Consider the following 16,769-nt stretch of genomic DNA (forward strand, 5'->3'; position numbering starts at 1 on the left):
CCCAACCACAACCGAGAGCCCTTGGAAGAGAGGTCGGGGCCGACCAAAAACGAACCCGCCCGCCCCCCCACGCGGCGGCGCGCTGGTGCAGGTGACCCCCCACCGGCCCCGCCGCTTCGTCAGGGGTGCCCCGGAACCGGCGGGCGTCAGGCGTGCCGCCGGCTCCGTCGTGTCAGTGGTGGTTGTGGCGCCGCAGCAGCAGCGCCGCGAGAATCATGCCCGCACCGATCAGGACCGGTACGGGGTTCCGCCGTCCGGCCTGGACGACCGTGCTGGCGGCGTTCTTCACGGGTTCCGGCAGGTTCTCCTGCACGACGTGCCCGGCCTGGACCGCCTTGCCCTGCACGACCTGGCTTGCCTGGCCGGCCGAGCCCTTCATCTGGACCGTCATGGCGCCCGCCCGGTCCTTGAGGTCGGCGGCGCGGGCTCGCGCGCGGGCCTTGACGTCCGCCTTCGCGGCCAGCTCCTCGACGGTGTCGCCGAGCTGGCCCCTGGTCTCCTCGATCTGCCGCCGCAGCTCGTCGGGGCCCTTGGCGCCCACCGACTCCGCGGCGTCCGAACCGGGCTTCGCGCCCGGCGTCCCGGCGCCCGGCTGCACGGCGGGGACCTGCGCTCCGGCCGCCTTCGCGGCGTCCGCGCCGGTGTTGTCGTTCGTCATCGATGCGCCCTTTCCTTGATCTCGTCGACATCGGCCTTGACGCTGTCGAGCGCCTTTTCGGGGGTGGGGGGTGTGGCCTGGCGCAGCTGCCCCCGGCCCATCACCGCCAGTACGGCGGCGATCGCGAGGAGCACCGCGGTCACGATGAGCGCCGCGGCCCACACGGGCAGCACCAGGGAGAGCGCGGCCACGCCGGTACCGGCCAGGGCCATCAGCCCGACGTATCCGACGGCGCCCGCCGCTCCGATCATCCCGCCGCCCCGCCCCGCGCGCCGGCCCTTCTCGGCCAGCTCCTCCTTCGCGAGGTGCAACTCCTGCCGTACGAGCTGGGAGAGCTGTTCGGTGGCCTGGCCGACGAGCTCGCCCACCGACTGATTCCCGTGTTCGTCCCGCACGGGCCTGCTGTTCATGGTCCCGGTCACGGTGTCCCGCCTCCTCTCGCGCTTGAGGAGGGGCGGGTACCCGGACCGGGCCGGGCTACCCCTTCGATCCCCGTTCGTCCACAGGCGCCAACTGACTCTGGAGGCGGTCGAGGCGGGCCCGGACCCACGCGGCCTCCGCGACCAGCTCAGGCGATCCCCTCGGCGGCCCACGAGGGGCGGGGCCGGCACCAGGGCGTCCCCAGCCCCGCGCCCAGCGCCATCGCCATCGCCATCGCCATCGCCAGGACCGTTTAGCAAGCGTACCCAACACCCCGTAGCAAAATTAAGTAGAGCTTCACAGTCTGGTTGCCGACACTGACGGCATGACGACTCCAGGCACCCCGGCCGGCCCCGCACCGCGCACCACCTCCGGCACCGCACCTGCCCTGCCGGCGCCCGGCACCACGCGGGTGACCCCGGGCGCGCCCTTCGGCCGGGCGCTCTGCGCGATGGTCACCCCCTTCACCGGGGCGGGCGCGCTCGACCTCGACGGGGCGCAGCGGCTCGCCGCCCGGCTGGTCGCCGAGGGGTGCGACGGCCTGGTGCTGTCCGGCACCACGGGCGAGTCGCCCACGACGTCGGACGCGGAGAAGACCGCGCTCGTGCGCGCGGTGCGGGCCGCGGTCGGCGAGCACGTCCCGATCGTCGCGGGAATCGGCACCGCCGACACGCGACACACCGCAGAACTGGCGCGGGCGGCCGAGAGGGCGGGCGCGGACGGCCTGCTCGTGATCGCGCCGTACTACAGCAGGCCGCCGCAGGACGCGGTCGAGGCCCACTTCCGGGACGTCACGGACGCGTGCGGTCTGCCGGTCGTGCTGTACGACATCCCCGGGCGCACGGGTACCCGCATCGAGCCGGAGACGATGATCCGGCTGGCGGAACACCCGCGGATCGTGGCGGTCAAGGACTGCGCCTACGACCTCCTCGGCACCCAGAAGGTGCTGGCGCGCACGGAGTTGGCGTACTACGCGGGCTGCGACGAGCAGGTCCTCGCCCTGTACGCGATCGGCGGCGCGGGCTTCATCGGTACGGTGGCGAACGTGGCGGCCCGTCAGTTCCGGTCCGTGCTGGACGCCTTCGACGCGGGCGACACGGCGGGAGCGGCGCGCATGCAGCGGCGGACCATCGAGCTGACCGGGGCGATGATGTCCGCCGGACTCCCGGGAGCGGTCACGGCCAAGGCCCTCCTCGGCAGGCTCGGTCTGCCCTCCGGGCCGGTCCGCGCCCCCCTGCGGCCCGCCGGCCGCGAGGCGGCCGACGGACTGCTGGCGGCGTACGAGCACCTGGTCGCGGAGGTGTCGTGACGGGTGGGGCCGACCCCCGTCCGCCCCCACCGTCCCGACGGGCCGGGGCCGACCCCCGTCCGCCCCCTGCCCCCTCCGCGCGGCGCCCGACGCGCAACGCGGTACAGGATCTGCCGTACGTACGCCTCGGGTTCGTCGATGCGATGCCAGCGTCCGGCGGCCTTGATCAGGGCGTTCTGCAGCAGGTCCTCGGCCGCGTGCCGGTCCCCGCCGCTGAGCAGTACGGCCGTCCTCAGCAGTGCGGACGACCGGTTCGCCACGAACTCCCGGAATTTTCCTGCCCTTCGGCATCCATCGTCACCTTCTCTTCCCCGGCGGGCGCTGCGCCCGGCCCCTCTGCCTCCTTTGACGCTTCCGGCCGGCCCCCGCTATGCCTGCCGCCGCGAAGAGAATCCGTCGCGAACCGGGCCGGCCGGCTCCTGGCGGGGACGGAACGCCGAGCGCCCTCCCGTCCGGTGGACGGGAGGGCGCTCGGGGAAGGCGCTGAGCCGCTAGTTGTGGCTGTGCAGGACGTCGTTCAGACCGCCCCAGACCGCGTTGTTCGGGCGGGCCTCGACGGTGCCCGTGACCGAGTTGCGGCGGAAGAGGATGTTCGAGGCGCCGGACAGTTCGCGGGCCTTGACGATCTGGCCGTCGGGCATCGTGACGCGGGAGCCGGCGGTGACGTACAGACCGGCCTCCACCACGCACTCGTCGCCCAGTGCGATGCCGACACCGGCCTCGGCACCGATCAGGCAGCGCTCGCCGATGGTGATGCGGACGTTGCCGCCGCCGGAGAGGGTGCCCATCGTCGAGGCGCCGCCGCCGATGTCCGAGCCGTCGCCGACCACGACGCCGGCCGAGATGCGGCCCTCGACCATCGACGTGCCGAGGGTGCCCGCGTTGAAGTTCACGAAGCCCTCGTGCATGACGGTCGTGCCCTCGGCGAGGTGCGCGCCGAGCCGGACGCGGTCGGCGTCGGCGATGCGGACGCCCTTCGGGGCCACGTAGTCGGTCATGCGCGGGAACTTGTCGATCGAGGTCACCTGGAGGTGCAGGCCCTCGGCGCGGGCGTTCAGGCGGGCCTTCTCGACGTCGTCGACGGCGACGGGGCCGAGCGAGGTCCACGCGACGTTGGCGAGGTGCCCGAAGATGCCGTCCAGGCTCTGGCCGTGCGGCTGCACCAGACGGTGCGAGAGCAGGTGGAGGCGCAGGTACACGTCGTGCGCGTCGATCGGCTTCTCGTCGAGGGAGGCGATGACCGTGCGGACCGCGACCACCTCGACGCCACGGCGGGCGTCGGGACCGACGGCCTTCGCGGCGCCCTCGCCGAGCAGCTCCACGGCACGCTCGGTGGACAGCCGCTCGGTGCCGGCCGGGCCGGGCTCGGCGGACAGTTCGGGGGCGGGGAACCAGGTGTCGAGGACGGTGCCGTCGGCGGTGAGGGTGGCGAGCCCGGCGGCGACGGCGCCGGTGGTGCGAGTAGCAGTCGTGTCGGTCATGAGGGCAACCTAACCGCACGGGGCCCGCGGAGGCGAACCCGTGCGCGGGCGTCTCGCGAGGCGGTCCGTACGAGCTTCCCGGAATCGCCCGTGGAGGTGACCGATGAGGGCTTCGAGGGCTTGGAGGAGCTTGGAGGGCTCGGAGGCCTTCGCAAACCCGCGCCCGTCTGGCGCGGCGCGGTGCAGCGCAGGTCGGCCACCGGCAGGGCACCGACAGGGCACCGGGGCGCGGACGCGCCGCGACACGTACGAGGCCCCCGGCGGGATGCCAGGGGCCTCGTACGGAGCGGTCGCCCGGACGGGCAGCGTGTCGGTCAGACGTTGAACCCGAGCGCCCGAAGCTGCTCGCGGCCGTCGTCCGTGATCTTGTCCGGACCCCACGGCGGCATCCAGACCCAGTTGATGCGCAGTTCGTTGACGATGCCGTCGGTGGCGGACCTGGCCTGGTCCTCGATGACGTCGGTGAGCGGGCAGGCCGCGGACGTCAGCGTCATGTCGATCGTCGCGATGTTCGCGTCGTCGATGTGGATGCCGTAGATGAGGCCGAGGTTGACGACGTCGATACCCAGTTCGGGGTCGACGACGTCGTACAGCGCCTCGCGGACTTCCTCCTCCGAAGCCGGCTTCGTCGTCAGGCCCTCTGCGGGTGTCACGGTGTTCTCGCTCATGCCGTCTTCCTCTCGGCGCTCTCGCCCAGTGCCTGGGCCGTCGCGTCCTTCCATGCCATCCAGCTCAGGAGGGCGCACTTGACCCGGGCCGGGTACTTGGAGACACCGGCGAACGCGACCGCGTCCTCCAGCACCTCCTCCATCGCGTCGTCCGGCTCGAGCCGGCCCTTGGACTGCATCAGCTCCAGGAAGGTCTCCTGGACCTGCTGCGCCTCGGACAGCTCCTTGCCGACGAGCAGCTCGTTCAGCACGGAGGCCGAGGCCTGGCTGATCGAGCAGCCCTGACCCTCGTACGAGATGTCCGCGATCCGCTCGCCGTCGTACTTGACGCGCAGCGTGATCTCGTCGCCACACGTGGGATTGACGTGGTGCACCTCGGCGTCGCCATCCCTGAGACCGCGCCCGTGCGGGTGCTTGTAGTGGTCCAGGATGACTTCCTGGTACATCGAATCAAGCTTCACGACTCAGCCAGCTCCTCAGCCGAAGAAGTTCCGTACGTGCTCCAGGCCGTCGACCAGTGCGTCGATCTCGGTCGGCGTGGAGTACAGATAGAACGACGCCCGCGTGGTCGCGGGAATTCCGTACCGCAGGCAGACCGGACGCGCGCAGTGGTGTCCGACCCGGACGGCGATGCCCTGCTCGTCCAGGACCTGGCCCACGTCGTGCGGGTGGATGTCACCGAGCGTGAACGAGATCGCCGCGCCGCGGTCCTCGGCCGTCGCCGGACCGATGATCCTGAGATCCGGGACCTCCGTCAGCCGCCGTACCGCGTACTCGGTGAGCGCGTGCTCGTGGGCGAGGATCCTGTCCATGCCGATCGAGCTCAGGTAGTCGATGGCCGCGCCGAGACCGACCGCCTGGGCGATCGGGGGCGTGCCCGCCTCGAACTTGTACGGCGCGGGAGCGTACGTCGACGAGTGCATCGACACCGTCTCGATCATCTCGCCGCCGCCGAGGAACGGGGGAAGGTCCTCGAGCAGCTCCTGGCGGCCCCACAGGACGCCGATACCGGTCGGCCCGCACATCTTGTGGCCGGTGAACGCGACGAAGTCGGCCTGCAGGGCCTGGACGTCCAGCGGCATGTGCGGCGCGGCCTGCGAGGCGTCGATCAGGACCAGGGCCCCGACCTCCTGTGCCCGGCGCACTATCGCCTCGACGGGGTTGACCGTGCCGAGGATGTTCGACACCAGCACGAAGGAGACGATCTTCGTCTTCTCGGTGATGACCTCGTCGATGTTCGACAGGTCGAGCCGGCCGTCGTCGGTGAGGCCGAACCACTTCAGCTTCGCGCCCGTGCGCTGCGACAGCAGCTGCCACGGCACGATGTTGGAGTGGTGCTCCATCTCCGTGATGACGATCTCGGTCTCGTGGTCCACGCGGTAGGGCTCATCGGCCCAGCCCAGCATGTTCGCCACGAGGTTGAGCGACTCGGAGGCGTTCTTGGTGAAGATCACCTCGTCGCGGCTCGGCGCGTTGATGAACGCGGCGACCTTGTCGCGCGCGCCCTCGTACAGCGCCGTGGCCTCCTCGGCGAGCACATGCACACCGCGGTGGACGTTGGCGTTGTAGCGCTCGTAGTAGTCACTGAGAGCGTCCAGCACCTGGCGCGGCTTCTGCGAGGTCGCCGCGTTGTCCAGGTACACGAGCTTCTTGCCGTCGTGGACCTGCCGGTCCAGGATGGGGAAGTCCTTACGGATCGCCTCGGTGTCGAGGAGGCCCGGCAACTGCGTCACGCGGATACGCCACCCTTCGTGTCGGCTTCGTCGAGCTTCGCGTATGCCTCGTAGCCCTCGTTCTCCAGCTTGTCGGCGAGCTCGGCGCCGCCGGACTCGACGATGCGGCCCGCCGAGAAGACGTGGACGAAGTCGGGCTTGATGTAGCGCAGGATGCGCGTGTAGTGCGTGATCAGCAGGGTGCCGACCTCACCGGACTCGCGGACGCGGTTGACGCCCTCGGAGACGATGCGCAGCGCGTCGACGTCCAGACCGGAGTCCGTCTCGTCGAGGATCGCGACCTTCGGCCTGAGCAGTTCGAGCTGGAGGATCTCGTGGCGCTTCTTCTCACCGCCGGAGAAGCCCTCGTTGACGTTGCGCTCGGCGAAGGCCGGGTCCATGTTGAGGCGCTCCATGGCCTCCCTGACCTCCTTCACCCAGGTGCGCAGCTTGGGGGCCTCGCCGCGGATCGCGGTGGCGGAGGTGCGCAGGAAGTTGGAGACCGAGACGCCGGGGACCTCGACCGGGTACTGCATCGCCAGGAACAGGCCGGCGCGGGCGCGCTCGTCGACGGACATCTCCAGGACGTCCTCGCCGTCGAGGGTGACGGTGCCGCCGGTGATCGTGTACTTCGGGTGACCCGCGAGCGAGTAGGCGAGCGTGGACTTGCCGGAGCCGTTCGGGCCCATGATGGCGTGCGTCTCGCCCTGCTTCACGGTGAGGTCGACGCCCTTGAGGATCTCCTTCGTGGCGTTGTCGGCCTCGACGGTGACGTGCAGGTCTCGGATTTCAAGCGTTGCCATGGGTGCCTCAGGACTCCTGGGAGAGGGAGACGAGCACGTCGTCCCCTTCGATCTTTACGGGGTATACGGGGACGGGGCGCGTCGCGGGAAGGCCGGACGGCTTGCCGGTGCGGAGGTCGAAGGCGGAGCCGTGCAGCCAGCACTCGATCTGGCAGTCCTCCACCTCGCCCTCGGAGAGCGAGACGTTCGCGTGCGAGCAGATGTCGTTGATCGCGAACACCTCGCCCTCGGTCTTCACGACCGAGACCGGCGTGCCGTCGAGTTCCACCCGCTTGGGGGTGTCCTCCTCCAGCTCGCTCAGCGCACAGGCGCGTACGAAGGTCGGCGGGGCAGTCATCAGACCGACGCCTCCAGCTCCTCGTCGATCCTGGCGAGGAGTCGCTCCTGGATGTCGGCGACCCCGATCTGCTGGACCAGCTCGGCGAAGAAGCCGCGGACCACCAGACGGCGGGCGTCGTCGGCCGGGATGCCGCGCGCCATGAGGTAGAAGAGCTGCTCGTCGTCGAAGCGGCCGGTCGCCGAGGCGTGCCCGGCGCCGACGATCTCGCCGGTCTCGATCTCCAGGTTCGGCACGGAGTCGACGCGGGCGCCGTCGGTCAGAACCAGGTTGCGGTTCATCTCGTAGGTGTCGGTGCCCTCGGCCTTGGCCTCGATGAGGACGTCGCCGATCCACACCGCGTGGGCGCCGTCGCCCTGGAGCGCGCCCTTGTAGGCGACGTTCGACTTGCAGTGCGGGGTGTTGTGGTCGACGAGGAGGCGGTGCTCCTGGTGCTGGCCGGCATCCGTGAAGTACAGGCCGAACAGCTCGGCCTCGCCGCCGGTGCCCGCGTAGTGGACGCGCGGGTGGAGGCGCACCAGGTCGCCGCCGAAGGTGACCACGAAGGACTTGAAGGTGGCGTCCCGGCCGATGAGGGCGTTGTGCTGGCCCACGTGGACGGCCTTGTCGTCCCAGTCCTGGACGGAGACGACGGTGAGCTTGGCGCCGTCGCCGATCACGTAGTCGACGTTGGCGGCGAGCACCGCGTCACCGGTGTGGTCGATGACGACGACGGCCTCGGCGAAGGCTCCCAGTTCGATGACCTGGTGGCCGTAGGCGACCCCGCCCTCGCCGTGCACGGCGATGCGGATGGGCTCGGTGAGCACCGTCTCCCTGGGGACGGTGACGACGCCGGCCTTCTCGAACGCCGAGTAGGCCTGGGCGGCGACGCGGTCCACGGGGGTGCCGGCCCTGCCGAGCCGGGCGTCGTCGCGGCCGACGGTCTCGACGGTGACGCCCTCGGGGGCCTCGATGTCCACCTTGACGCCGTCGCCGGTGGCGACCGCGGTGCCGTCGTGCAGCCCGCGCAGCCGCTCCAGGGGCGTGAACCGCCATTCCTCCTCGCGGCCGTGGGGGACCGGGAAGTCCGCCACGTCGAAGGAGGCGGGCGCGCTCATGCGCGTGGCGACGGTCGACTCGGCGGCCACCGCGATCTGGCCGGCGGTGGTGGACCCCACCGGGATATTCGTAGCCTCAGCCATGGCTGTCGGTCTGCTCTCTTTCCTGCGTCAGTGTTCGCTGGCTGTGTCCGGACGGCGGGTCTTAACCGACCGCGCCTTCCATCTGCAGCTCGATCAGCCGGTTGAGTTCGAGGGCGTACTCCATGGGCAGCTCCTTGGCGATCGGCTCGACGAAGCCCCGCACGATCATGGCCATCGCCTCGAACTCGGTCATGCCGCGGCTCATCAGGTAGAAGAGCTGGTCGTCGCTGACCTTGGAGACGGTCGCCTCGTGCCCCATGGACACGTCGTCCTCACGGACGTCCACGTAGGGGTACGTGTCCGAGCGGGAGATCGTGTCGACGAGCAGCGCGTCGCACAGCACGTTGGACTTCGAGCCGTGCGCGCCCTCACCGATCTCGACCAGGCCGCGGTAGGACGTACGGCCGCCGCCGCGCGCCACGGACTTGGAGACGATGTTGGACGAGGTGTTCGGCGCCATGTGGACCATCTTGGAGCCGGCGTCCTGGTGCTGGCCCTCGCCCGCGAAGGCGATGGAGAGGGTCTCGCCCTTGGCGTGCTCGCCCATCAGGTAGACGGCCGGGTACTTCATGGTGACCTTGGAGCCGATGTTGCCGTCGATCCACTCCATGGTCGCGCCCTCGTACGCCACGGCGCGCTTGGTGACCAGGTTGTAGACGTTGTTCGACCAGTTCTGGATGGTCGTGTAACGGCAGCGGGCGCCCTTCTTCACGATGATCTCGACCACCGCGGAGTGGAGCGAGTCCGACTTGTAGATCGGCGCCGTGCAGCCCTCGACGTAGTGCACGTAGGCACCCTCGTCGACGATGATCAGGGTCCGCTCGAACTGGCCCATGTTCTCCGTGTTGATACGGAAGTAGGCCTGGAGCGGGATCTCCACGTGCACGCCCGGCGGCACGTAGATGAAGGAGCCGCCGGACCACACCGCGGTGTTCAGCGACGCGAACTTGTTGTCGCCGACCGGGATGACGGTGCCGAAGTACTCCTTGAAGAGCTCCGGGTGCTCCTTGAGGGCCGTGTCGGTGTCCATGAAGATGACACCCTGCGACTCCAGCTCCTGGTTGATCTGGTGGTAGACGACCTCGGACTCGTACTGGGCCGCGACACCGGCGACGAGGCGCTGCTTCTCCGCCTCGGGGATGCCGAGCTTGTCGTACGTGTTCTTGATGTCGTCCGGCAGGTCCTCCCAGGACTCCGCCTGCTTCTCCGTGGAGCGCACGAAGTACTTGATGTTGTCGAAGTCGATGCCCGACAGGTCCGAGCCCCAGTTCGGCATGGGCTTCTTCTCGAACAGGCGCAGGCCCTTGAGGCGGAGCTTCGTCATCCACTCCGGCTCGGACTTCTTCGCGGAGATGTCCCGGACGACGTCCTCGTTGATGCCGCGCTTCGCAGAGGCGCCGGCCGTGTCGGAGTCGGCCCAGCCGTATTCGTACTTGCCCAGTCCCTCGAGTTCGGGGTGAGCAGTCTCCGTGGGGAGCGTCATGCGGGGTTCCTCCCGGCCGTGCTTGCGGATGCGTGATCAGTGGTCTGGGAAATCTTGGGGATGAACGTGGTGCACACGCCGTCGCCGTGCGCGATGGTCGCCAGGCGCTGCACATGCGTACCGAGCAACTGGGAAAAGATCTCGGTCTCCGCCTCGCACAGCTGCGGGAACTGCTCGGCGACATGGGCGACGGGGCAGTGGTGCTGGCACAGCTGCTCGCCGACCGGTGCGCTGCGCGCCGTAGCAGCGTACCCGTCCGCGCTCAGGGCCCTGGCCAGGGCTTCGGTGCGCTCCTCGGGGGCCGCGGCCTCGACGGCGGCGCGGTACGCCCCGGCCTGCGCGGCGATCCTGGCGCGGGCGAACGCGACGACCGCCTCGTCGCCGCCCTCGCGCTCCGCGATCCAGCGCAGCGCGTCCGCGGCGAGCTTGTCGTAGGACTGGTCGAAGGCGTCCCGGCCGCAGTCGGTCAGGGCGAACACCTTCGCGGGGCGCCCCCGGGTACGCGCGCCGTAGATCCGCTGCTCGCGGGCCTCCACGACAGTGTCGGCGACGAGCGCGTCGAGGTGCCGGCGGACGGCGGCCTGGGTGAGTCCCAGCCGCCCGGCGAGGTCGGCCACGGTGGACGGGCCGTGGTCCAGGATGGAGCGCGCGACCCGGTTGCGGGTGGACCGCTCACCGGTCGCGAGTTCCTCCTGCGGAGCCTCGCCAACGTTTTTCACAACGCCATTGTTGCGTAATTCCTTTGAGCCTGACAACCCACGCCCGAGGCGCGGACGGTGCCCTGCGTCACTTAGGCATACCTAATACGACCTGCGGAAACGATCTTTGATCGATCAATCCGGTGGCGTTCCCGGGAGCGTTCCAGCAGACTGCCGGACGTGTCCGTACCGCCTCCGACCGGCCCACTCGTCACCAGAGACGGGCTCGCCGCACAGCTGCGCGAGCTCGGCGTGCGCCCCGGCGAGACGCTCCTCGCGCACTCCTCGCTCAGCTCCCTCGGCTGGGTCTGCGGCGGCGCGCCGGCCGTCGTCCAGGGACTGCTCGACGCGCTCGGTCCCGACGGGACACTGGTCGTCCCCACCCAGTCCGGTGATCGCTCCGACCCGGCCCTGTGGGGCAGTCCGCCGGTTCCCGAGGAGTGGTGGCCCGCCATCCGCGCGACGATGCCCGCCTACGATCCGCTGATCACGCCCAGCCGCGGGGTCGGCGTGATCCCGGAGACCGTCCGCACCTGGCCCGGCGCCCTGCGCAGCGCGCACCCGCAGACCTCGTTCGCCGCCCTCGGGGCGCGCGCGGCGGAGGTGGTCGAGGGGCACGCCCCCGACTGCCGTCTCGGTGAGCGCAGCCCGCTGGCCCGCCTGGAGGCCATGGACGCCCGCGTCCTGCTGCTCGGCGCCGGATACGAGGCGTGCACCGCCTTCCACCTCGCCGAGTACCGCATCCCGTCCCCGGTGGCCGAGGTGGGCCGTCCGGTCCTCGGAGCGGACGGAACGGCGCGCTGGGAGGTGGTGACCGAGGTGTCGGTCACCACCGAGCGCTTCGACGAGCTGGGCGCCGACTTCGAACGGGACCGTCCCGTCGTACGAGGCCGGGTGGGCGCCGCCGACACGCGGCTGTTCCCGGTCGCCGCCGCCGTGGCGTACGCGCAGCGGTGGCTGGCGCTGCACCGCTCGCGCGAGGCGTGGATCGCCGACGAGGAGCCGCGGAGGCGCCCGAAGCCGCCGGACGGCCCCCGGGTCGCGGGCCCCGCGCGCCCCGGCACCCGGACGCGTCCCTAGACTTGTTCCTCATGCGAAGCGAGCCCGTGGTCCAGGTCCAGGCCCTGGTGAAGCGGTACGGCACGAAGACCGCGGTGGACGGCCTCGACCTGGTGGCCGAAGCGGGCATCACCGCCGTACTCGGACCCAACGGAGCGGGCAAGACCACCACGGTCGAGACCTGCGAGGGCTACCGGAAGCCGGACTCCGGCACGGTGCGCGTCCTGGGCCTCGACCCGGTCCGGCAGTCCGGGCGGCTGCGTCCGCGGATCGGGGTCATGCTCCAGTCCGGCGGTGTCTACTCGGGTGCCCGCGCCGACGAGATGCTCCGCCACGTGGCGAAGCTGCACGCCCACCCGCTGGACGTGGACGCGCTGATCGAGCGGCTCGGCCTCGGCGGCTGCGGCCGCACGACGTACCGCCGGCTGTCCGGCGGCCAGCAGCAGCGGCTCGCGCTGGCGATGGCCGTGGTCGGCCGTCCCGAGCTGGTCTTCCTCGACGAGCCCACCGCGGGGCTCGACCCGCAGGCCCGCCGCGCGACCTGGGACCTCGTGCGCGACCTGCGCGCCGACGGCGTCTCCGTCATCCTCACCACGCACCACATGGACGAGGCCGAGCAGCTCGCCGACGACGTGGCGATCATCGACGCGGGCCGGGTCGTCGCCCAGGGCTCCCCCGAGGAGCTGTGCCGCGGCGGCGCGGAGAACACCCTGCGCTTCAGCGGCCGGCCCGGGCTCGACGTGGGGTCCCTGCTGAAGGCCCTCCCGGCGGACTGCACGGCGGTCGAGCTGACGCCGGGCGCCTACCGGGTCGGCGGCAAGGTCGATCCGCAGCTGCTGGCGACGGTCACCTCCTGGTGCGCCCAGCACGGCGTGATGCCGGAGAAGATCTCCGTCGAACGCCACACCCTCGAAGACGTCTTCCTGGAACTCACGGGCAAGGAGCTGCGCGGATGAGCGCCGCCGGTACGTACTCCCCGCGGCCCGGAGCCGCGCCGCTCCCCCGGATGATCGGCGCCCAGGCGGCGCTGGAGACGAAGATGCTGCTGCGCAACGGCGAGCAGCTCCTCCTCACCGTCGTCATCCCGACACTCCTGCTGGTCCTGTTCAGCACGGTGGACATCGTCGACACGGGCAGGGGCGAGGCCGTCGACTTCCTCGCGCCCGGCATCCTCGCGCTGGCCGTGATGTCGACCGCGTTCACCGGGCAGGCCATCGCCACCGGCTTCGAGCGCCGCTACGGCGTCCTGAAGCGGCTCGCCGCCTCCCCGCTGCCGCGCTGGGCCCTGATGACCGCGAAGACCGCGTCCGTCCTGGTCACCGAGGTCCTCCAGGTGATCCTCCTGACGGCGATCGCCCTCGCCCTCGGCTGGTCCCCGCACGGCAGCCCCCTCGCGGTGCTGCTCCTGCTCGTCCTCGGCACCGCCGCCTTCTCCGGCCTCGGACTGCTGATGGCCGGCACGCTGAAGGCGGAGGCCACCCTGGCCGCCGCCAACCTCGTCTTCCTGCTGCTCCTGGTGGGCGGCGGCGTCGTCGTCCCGCTCGACAAGTTCCCCTCAGGCGCGCAGGACGTGCTCGGGCTGCTGCCGATCTCCGCCCTGTCGGACGGCCTGCGGGACGTGCTCCAGCACGGGGCCGGGATGCCGTGGGGCGACCTCGGGATCCTCGCCGTGTGGGCGGTCGCCGGGCTCGGCGCCGCCGCCCGATTCTTCCGGTGGGAGTAGAGACCTCCCCCTGGGGCCTGTCTGACAATTCCCGTCGTCGCCCGGAGGGCGGCCTCGCGGCGTCAGGTGCGTGCTCTGGGGGTCCCCCCCCGGCCGGAGGCTGGGGGAGTGCCGGGCGTAGAGCCTCGTACTGGACGTACTTGGGTCTATGCCCGGTGCGGCGAGTGGGGGTACCTCCCACGCCCTTCAGGCAGTGGGGGAGTGCCTGGCGTCGCGGGGCAGACGGGAATTGTCGGACAGGCCCTAGTGAAGACATGCACAAGCGCCCGCCTACCATGGTGTCCGTGCCCAACGTGACCCGAGCCGACGTGACCCGAGCCGTGCGCAACCCGCTCGCCTTCATCGCCGACCGCTGGACCCCCGCCCCCCGGACCGTGCGGCGGGCGGCCCTCGCCGCCCTCGTCATGGCCGTGGCCATCGTGGTCACCGGCGGCGCCGTGCGGCTGACCGGCTCCGGGCTCGGCTGCCCGACCTGGCCCAAGTGCACGGACGACTCGCTGACCACCACCGGCGCGATGGGCTTCCACGGCGTCATCGAGTTCGGCAACCGCATGCTCACCTACGTGCTGTGCGCCGCGGTCGGCTGGGCGATCGTCGCCGCGCGTGCGCAGAAGCCGTGGCGGCGCGGTGTCACCCGGCTCGGCTGGGCACAGTTCTGGATCGTCATGGGCAACGCGGTCCTCGGTGGGATCGTCGTCCTGGTCGGCCTGAACCCGTACACGGTCGCCGCCCACTTCCTGCTGTCCACGGCACTGATCGCGGTCGCCACGCTGATGTGGCAGCGCACCCGCGAGGGTGACGGCGAACCGCGGCCGCTGGTCGGCGCGGCCGTGCAGCAGCTGGTGTGGTTCCTGGTCGCCGCCTCCGTCCTGCTGATCGCGGTCGGCACCGTGGTCACCGGCGCCGGACCGCACGCGGGCGACTCCAGTGACGTCGAGCGCATGCCGCTGGACTGGGAGACCGTGAGCAAGCTGCACGCCGTACTGGCCTGGATCGTCGTCACCCTGACCTTCGCCCTGTGGTTCGTCCTGAAGGCCGTCGACGCCCCCAAGGGTCCCCTGGACCGCACCCGCGACCTGTTCGTGGTCCTCCTCGCCCAGGGCCTCATCGGCTACGTCCAGTACTTCACGGAACTCCCCGAGGTGCTGGTCGGCCTCCACATGTTCGGCTCCTGCCTGGTGTGGGTCGGCGTCCTGCGCGTCCTGCTGTCCCTGCGCGAGCGACCGGACCCCCCGGCCGGACTGCCGGACCCCGCGACGGAATCGGCGCTCACGCGCGCGTGAGGGTCACTCCAGGGCGTACACCCGGCGCGCGTTCCCGGCGGCGATGAGTCCCGCCACCCGCTGAGCGTCCGCGAGGGACCAGGCGCCCTCCGCGACCCAGGTGCCGAGCACCCGCGCGAGGGCCTCGCGGAAGAGGCGTGCGCCCACCACGTGGAGTTCGGGCAGACCGTGTGCGCCGCTGGAGAAGAGGAGCTTGCCGAAGGGCGCCAGCTCCAGGATCTCCGCCAGCACGGCCGCCGCCCGCGCCCCGGTGCGCACCAGCGCGGCGCCCAGGTCGGCGTACACGTGCGGGAAGACCCCCGTCAGGTGGGCCGCGTGGCGGTGGTACGGGTAGCCGTGCAGCAGCACGAGATCGGTGCCGAGTCCGGCCGTGGCGCGGGCGAAGTCGGTGAGCAGGGCGGGATCGGTGCGGTCGATGCGCAGACCGGGCTCGCCCATGCCGGCGTGGAGCTGGAGGGGCAGCCCCGAGGCGACCGCGATCCACAGCAGGTGCCTCAGCAGGACCGGGTCGCTCAGCTCCCCGCCCACGCGCCGTCCGGCCAGCCAGCGGCCCGCCGCGCCCCGCACCTCCCCCGGTCCCGGCGGCTCGGGAGCCAGCGCGAGACCGTGCCGCATGCCCGCCACGGAGGTGAAGGCGACGGCGTTCGAGGCCGCGCCGTGGACGGACTCGGCGAGATTGGCGAGGAACGACTCGACGGTGCCGGAGGTGTCGGCGACCTGCTCGGCCAGCAGTTCCAGCCGGACCACCTCGTGGGCCCGCGCGTCCCCCGCGGAGGCCATCTCGCCCGGTCCCGTGAGGTCGCCCGGCAGCCCGGCGTCGACGAGGTACGTCGTGATGCCGCTGCCCCGCAGGAGCCTGCGGCCGGCCTCCAGTACGCCCAGTTCGCGGCGCCTGGCGAGGTAGTGGGCGGGCGGGCAGTGCGGCTCGAGGCCCAGCAGGGGCGGGCACCAGCGGCGTACCGCGAAGCCCGTCTGGGTGTCGAAGAAGGTGGTGCCGGGGGCGGCCGGGCCCTCGGTGCGGGACAGATGGGTCTCGAAGGTTCCGAGTCCCAGCTCCGTGCGGAGCACTCCGTGGCAGTACTGGTCCACGAGGGACGGCGTTTCGATCATCCGGACTCCCGTGAGCGGACCGTGGGTTCTCAGGTCCTAACGGGTGAACGGGGGTGCAGGTGCTGCTGCCGCACACCCCGTGCGAAAGCGCTCCGCTGTGTCACCTGGTCCTGGGCGGGGGTCCGGGTCTCGTCCGCGGGTGCGTGGGGGTTGAGCGCGCCGTTCCCCGCGCCCCTAACGGGGCGCGGCCCCGTTTTCGTCCGCGGACGCGTGGGGGCTGGGCGCGCCGTTCCCCGCGCCCCTAACGGGGACCGGCCCCGATTTTCGTCCGCGGACGCGTGGGGGTTGAGCGCGCCGTTCCCCGCGCCCCTAACGGGGCGCGGGGGTGGGTTTCACGTGTTGCTGGGGGAGCCGAGCTGGAGGCCTGCCATGCGCTTCCACTCGTACGGGCCCGTCTCCACCCTGGCCGCGAACTCGCCGTCGAACTCCTCGTGCACGGTGATGCCGGACTTCTTCACGGCCTGCTCCGCGACGGCGTACGTGGGGGCCACCAGGTCGCCCCAGCCGCCGTCCGCGCCGACGAGCACGATCCGGGCGCCCCGCTGCCCGAGGTACTCGATGTGCCCCTCGGTCCCGCCGTGCGCCTTGGCGAAGGTGGCGATCTCCTTGGCGAGCCGGGCGGCCCGGCGCTCGGTCTTGGCGTCCTGCGTGGCGCCGGTGCTCTCGTCAACCTGCTCGGTGTCTGCCATGGCCAGGATGCTACCGACGGGTAGATCGAACGGCGACGGGGGGGGGGGGGGGGGGGGGGGGAGGAGGCGGACCCCGGGGGGGGGGGGGGGGGGGGGGGGGGGGACCCACAACCCCACAAAAAAAGAAAAAAAAACGAGGGAGGGAAAAGGGGGAA

General features: G+C 71.4%; 18 protein-coding genes and 1 pseudogene. 5 read left to right on the forward strand and 14 right to left on the reverse strand.

Annotated features, from left to right (window positions below):
- Positions 1-172: 172 nt before the first annotated feature.
- Both AC069T_RS37115 and AC069T_RS37120 read right to left on the reverse strand, forming a co-directional pair.
- The gene (locus AC069T_RS37115; protein ID WP_478786942.1) at positions 173-658 is read right to left on the reverse strand and encodes a DUF3618 domain-containing protein; all 486 of its coding nucleotides are present in this window, start codon (positions 656-658) and stop codon (positions 173-175) included.
- Complete coding sequence (locus AC069T_RS37120) at positions 655-1,080, reverse strand: phage holin family protein (protein WP_358853869.1); 426 nt, start codon at positions 1,078-1,080, stop codon at positions 655-657. The genes AC069T_RS37115 and AC069T_RS37120 overlap by 4 nt, the downstream gene beginning before the upstream one ends.
- Before the next feature lie 323 nt (positions 1,081-1,403).
- Here AC069T_RS37120 and dapA point away from each other — a divergent pair, with 323 nt between their 5' ends.
- Positions 1,404-2,387: a 4-hydroxy-tetrahydrodipicolinate synthase gene (gene dapA, locus AC069T_RS37125; RefSeq protein WP_478786943.1), complete on the forward strand. Its 984-nt coding sequence runs from the start codon at positions 1,404-1,406 to the stop codon at positions 2,385-2,387.
- A 98-nt stretch (positions 2,388-2,485) separates the two neighbouring features.
- On the opposite strand, the pseudogene AC069T_RS37130 reads toward dapA, so the two are convergent.
- From AC069T_RS37130 to AC069T_RS37175, 10 genes and pseudogenes are all read right to left on the reverse strand, one after another.
- A pseudogene (locus AC069T_RS37130) lies at positions 2,486-2,682 on the reverse strand (SigE family RNA polymerase sigma factor); the annotation flags it as partial.
- A gap of 196 nt (positions 2,683-2,878) precedes the next feature.
- A complete protein-coding gene (dapD, locus tag AC069T_RS37135; RefSeq protein ID WP_358853873.1) occupies positions 2,879-3,868 on the reverse strand; it encodes a 2,3,4,5-tetrahydropyridine-2,6-dicarboxylate N-succinyltransferase in 990 nt (329 codons plus the stop codon).
- 314 nt (positions 3,869-4,182) lie between these two features.
- Positions 4,183-4,536, reverse strand: a complete 354-nt coding sequence (locus AC069T_RS37140; RefSeq protein WP_388790363.1) for a metal-sulfur cluster assembly factor — start codon at positions 4,534-4,536, stop codon at positions 4,183-4,185.
- Positions 4,533-4,997, reverse strand: coding sequence for a Fe-S cluster assembly sulfur transfer protein SufU (sufU, locus tag AC069T_RS37145; RefSeq protein ID WP_358853875.1), 465 nt, complete (start codon positions 4,995-4,997; stop codon positions 4,533-4,535). The genes AC069T_RS37140 and sufU overlap by 4 nt, the downstream gene beginning before the upstream one ends.
- 15 nt (positions 4,998-5,012) lie before the next feature.
- Positions 5,013-6,269, reverse strand: a complete 1,257-nt coding sequence (locus AC069T_RS37150; RefSeq protein WP_478786944.1) for a cysteine desulfurase — start codon at positions 6,267-6,269, stop codon at positions 5,013-5,015.
- Positions 6,266-7,051, reverse strand: a complete 786-nt coding sequence (gene sufC / locus AC069T_RS37155) for a Fe-S cluster assembly ATPase SufC (RefSeq protein ID WP_478786945.1) — start codon at positions 7,049-7,051, stop codon at positions 6,266-6,268. The genes AC069T_RS37150 and sufC overlap by 4 nt, the downstream gene beginning before the upstream one ends.
- 7 nt (positions 7,052-7,058) lie before the next feature.
- The gene (locus tag AC069T_RS37160) at positions 7,059-7,388 is read right to left on the reverse strand and encodes a bifunctional 3-phenylpropionate/cinnamic acid dioxygenase ferredoxin subunit (RefSeq protein WP_478786946.1); all 330 of its coding nucleotides are present in this window, start codon (positions 7,386-7,388) and stop codon (positions 7,059-7,061) included.
- Positions 7,388-8,569, reverse strand: a complete 1,182-nt coding sequence (gene sufD, locus AC069T_RS37165; protein WP_478786947.1) for a Fe-S cluster assembly protein SufD — start codon at positions 8,567-8,569, stop codon at positions 7,388-7,390. The genes AC069T_RS37160 and sufD overlap by 1 nt, the downstream gene beginning before the upstream one ends.
- Positions 8,570-8,630: 61 nt before the next feature.
- The gene (sufB, locus tag AC069T_RS37170; protein WP_358853880.1) at positions 8,631-10,052 is read right to left on the reverse strand and encodes a Fe-S cluster assembly protein SufB; all 1,422 of its coding nucleotides are present in this window, start codon (positions 10,050-10,052) and stop codon (positions 8,631-8,633) included.
- Positions 10,049-10,771 carry a helix-turn-helix transcriptional regulator gene (locus AC069T_RS37175; RefSeq protein ID WP_478786948.1) on the reverse strand — a complete coding sequence of 241 codons (723 nt, stop codon included), beginning with the start codon at positions 10,769-10,771 and terminating at the stop codon, positions 10,049-10,051. Before AC069T_RS37175 ends, sufB begins: the two co-directional genes overlap by 4 nt.
- Before the next feature lie 159 nt (positions 10,772-10,930).
- Here AC069T_RS37175 and AC069T_RS37180 point away from each other — a divergent pair, with 159 nt between their 5' ends.
- The 4 genes from AC069T_RS37180 (at position 10,931) to AC069T_RS37195 (ending at position 14,815) form a co-directional block, all read left to right on the forward strand.
- On the forward strand, positions 10,931-11,830 hold the full coding sequence (locus tag AC069T_RS37180; protein WP_478786949.1) for an AAC(3) family N-acetyltransferase: 900 nt from the start codon (positions 10,931-10,933) through the stop codon (positions 11,828-11,830).
- An 11-nt stretch (positions 11,831-11,841) separates the two neighbouring features.
- The gene (locus tag AC069T_RS37185) at positions 11,842-12,765 is read left to right on the forward strand and encodes an ABC transporter ATP-binding protein (RefSeq protein ID WP_478786950.1); all 924 of its coding nucleotides are present in this window, start codon (positions 11,842-11,844) and stop codon (positions 12,763-12,765) included.
- A complete protein-coding gene (locus AC069T_RS37190; RefSeq protein WP_478786951.1) occupies positions 12,762-13,532 on the forward strand; it encodes an ABC transporter permease in 771 nt (256 codons plus the stop codon). The genes AC069T_RS37185 and AC069T_RS37190 overlap by 4 nt, the downstream gene beginning before the upstream one ends.
- A gap of 275 nt (positions 13,533-13,807) precedes the next feature.
- A complete protein-coding gene (locus tag AC069T_RS37195; RefSeq protein WP_478786953.1) occupies positions 13,808-14,815 on the forward strand; it encodes a COX15/CtaA family protein in 1,008 nt (335 codons plus the stop codon).
- Between the two features lie 3 nt (positions 14,816-14,818).
- Here AC069T_RS37195 and AC069T_RS37200 read toward each other — a convergent pair whose 3' ends face one another.
- Complete coding sequence (locus AC069T_RS37200; RefSeq protein ID WP_478786952.1) at positions 14,819-15,925, reverse strand: amidohydrolase family protein; 1,107 nt, start codon at positions 15,923-15,925, stop codon at positions 14,819-14,821.
- Positions 15,926-16,257: 332 nt separating this feature from the next.
- A complete protein-coding gene (locus AC069T_RS37205) occupies positions 16,258-16,614 on the reverse strand; it encodes a hypothetical protein (protein ID WP_476755731.1) in 357 nt (118 codons plus the stop codon).
- Positions 16,615-16,769 lie beyond the last annotated feature (155 nt).

This window comes from Streptomyces sp. NPDC043867, from assembly GCF_056435845.1.

Bases quoted from the DNA above. Each gene is read 5' to 3' on its own strand.
- AC069T_RS37190 (WP_478786951.1), top strand. From the start codon at position 12,762: ATGAGCGCCGCCGGTACGTACTCCCCGCGGCCCGGAGCCGCGCCGCTC.
- sufB (WP_358853880.1), bottom strand. From the start codon at position 10,052: ATGACGCTCCCCACGGAGACTGCTCACCCCGAACTCGAGGGACTGGGC.
- dapD (WP_358853873.1), bottom strand. From the start codon at position 3,868: ATGACCGACACGACTGCTACTCGCACCACCGGCGCCGTCGCCGCCGGG.
- AC069T_RS37205 (WP_476755731.1), bottom strand. From the start codon at position 16,614: ATGGCAGACACCGAGCAGGTTGACGAGAGCACCGGCGCCACGCAGGAC.
- AC069T_RS37200 (WP_478786952.1), bottom strand. From the start codon at position 15,925: ATGATCGAAACGCCGTCCCTCGTGGACCAGTACTGCCACGGAGTGCTC.
- AC069T_RS37140 (WP_388790363.1), bottom strand. From the start codon at position 4,536: ATGAGCGAGAACACCGTGACACCCGCAGAGGGCCTGACGACGAAGCCG.
- sufC (WP_478786945.1), bottom strand. From the start codon at position 7,051: ATGGCAACGCTTGAAATCCGAGACCTGCACGTCACCGTCGAGGCCGAC.
- dapA (WP_478786943.1), top strand. From the start codon at position 1,404: ATGACGACTCCAGGCACCCCGGCCGGCCCCGCACCGCGCACCACCTCC.
- AC069T_RS37115 (WP_478786942.1), bottom strand. From the start codon at position 658: ATGACGAACGACAACACCGGCGCGGACGCCGCGAAGGCGGCCGGAGCG.
- AC069T_RS37160 (WP_478786946.1), bottom strand. From the start codon at position 7,388: ATGACTGCCCCGCCGACCTTCGTACGCGCCTGTGCGCTGAGCGAGCTG.
- AC069T_RS37185 (WP_478786950.1), top strand. From the start codon at position 11,842: ATGCGAAGCGAGCCCGTGGTCCAGGTCCAGGCCCTGGTGAAGCGGTAC.
- AC069T_RS37195 (WP_478786953.1), top strand. From the start codon at position 13,808: ATGGTGTCCGTGCCCAACGTGACCCGAGCCGACGTGACCCGAGCCGTG.
- sufD (WP_478786947.1), bottom strand. From the start codon at position 8,569: ATGGCTGAGGCTACGAATATCCCGGTGGGGTCCACCACCGCCGGCCAG.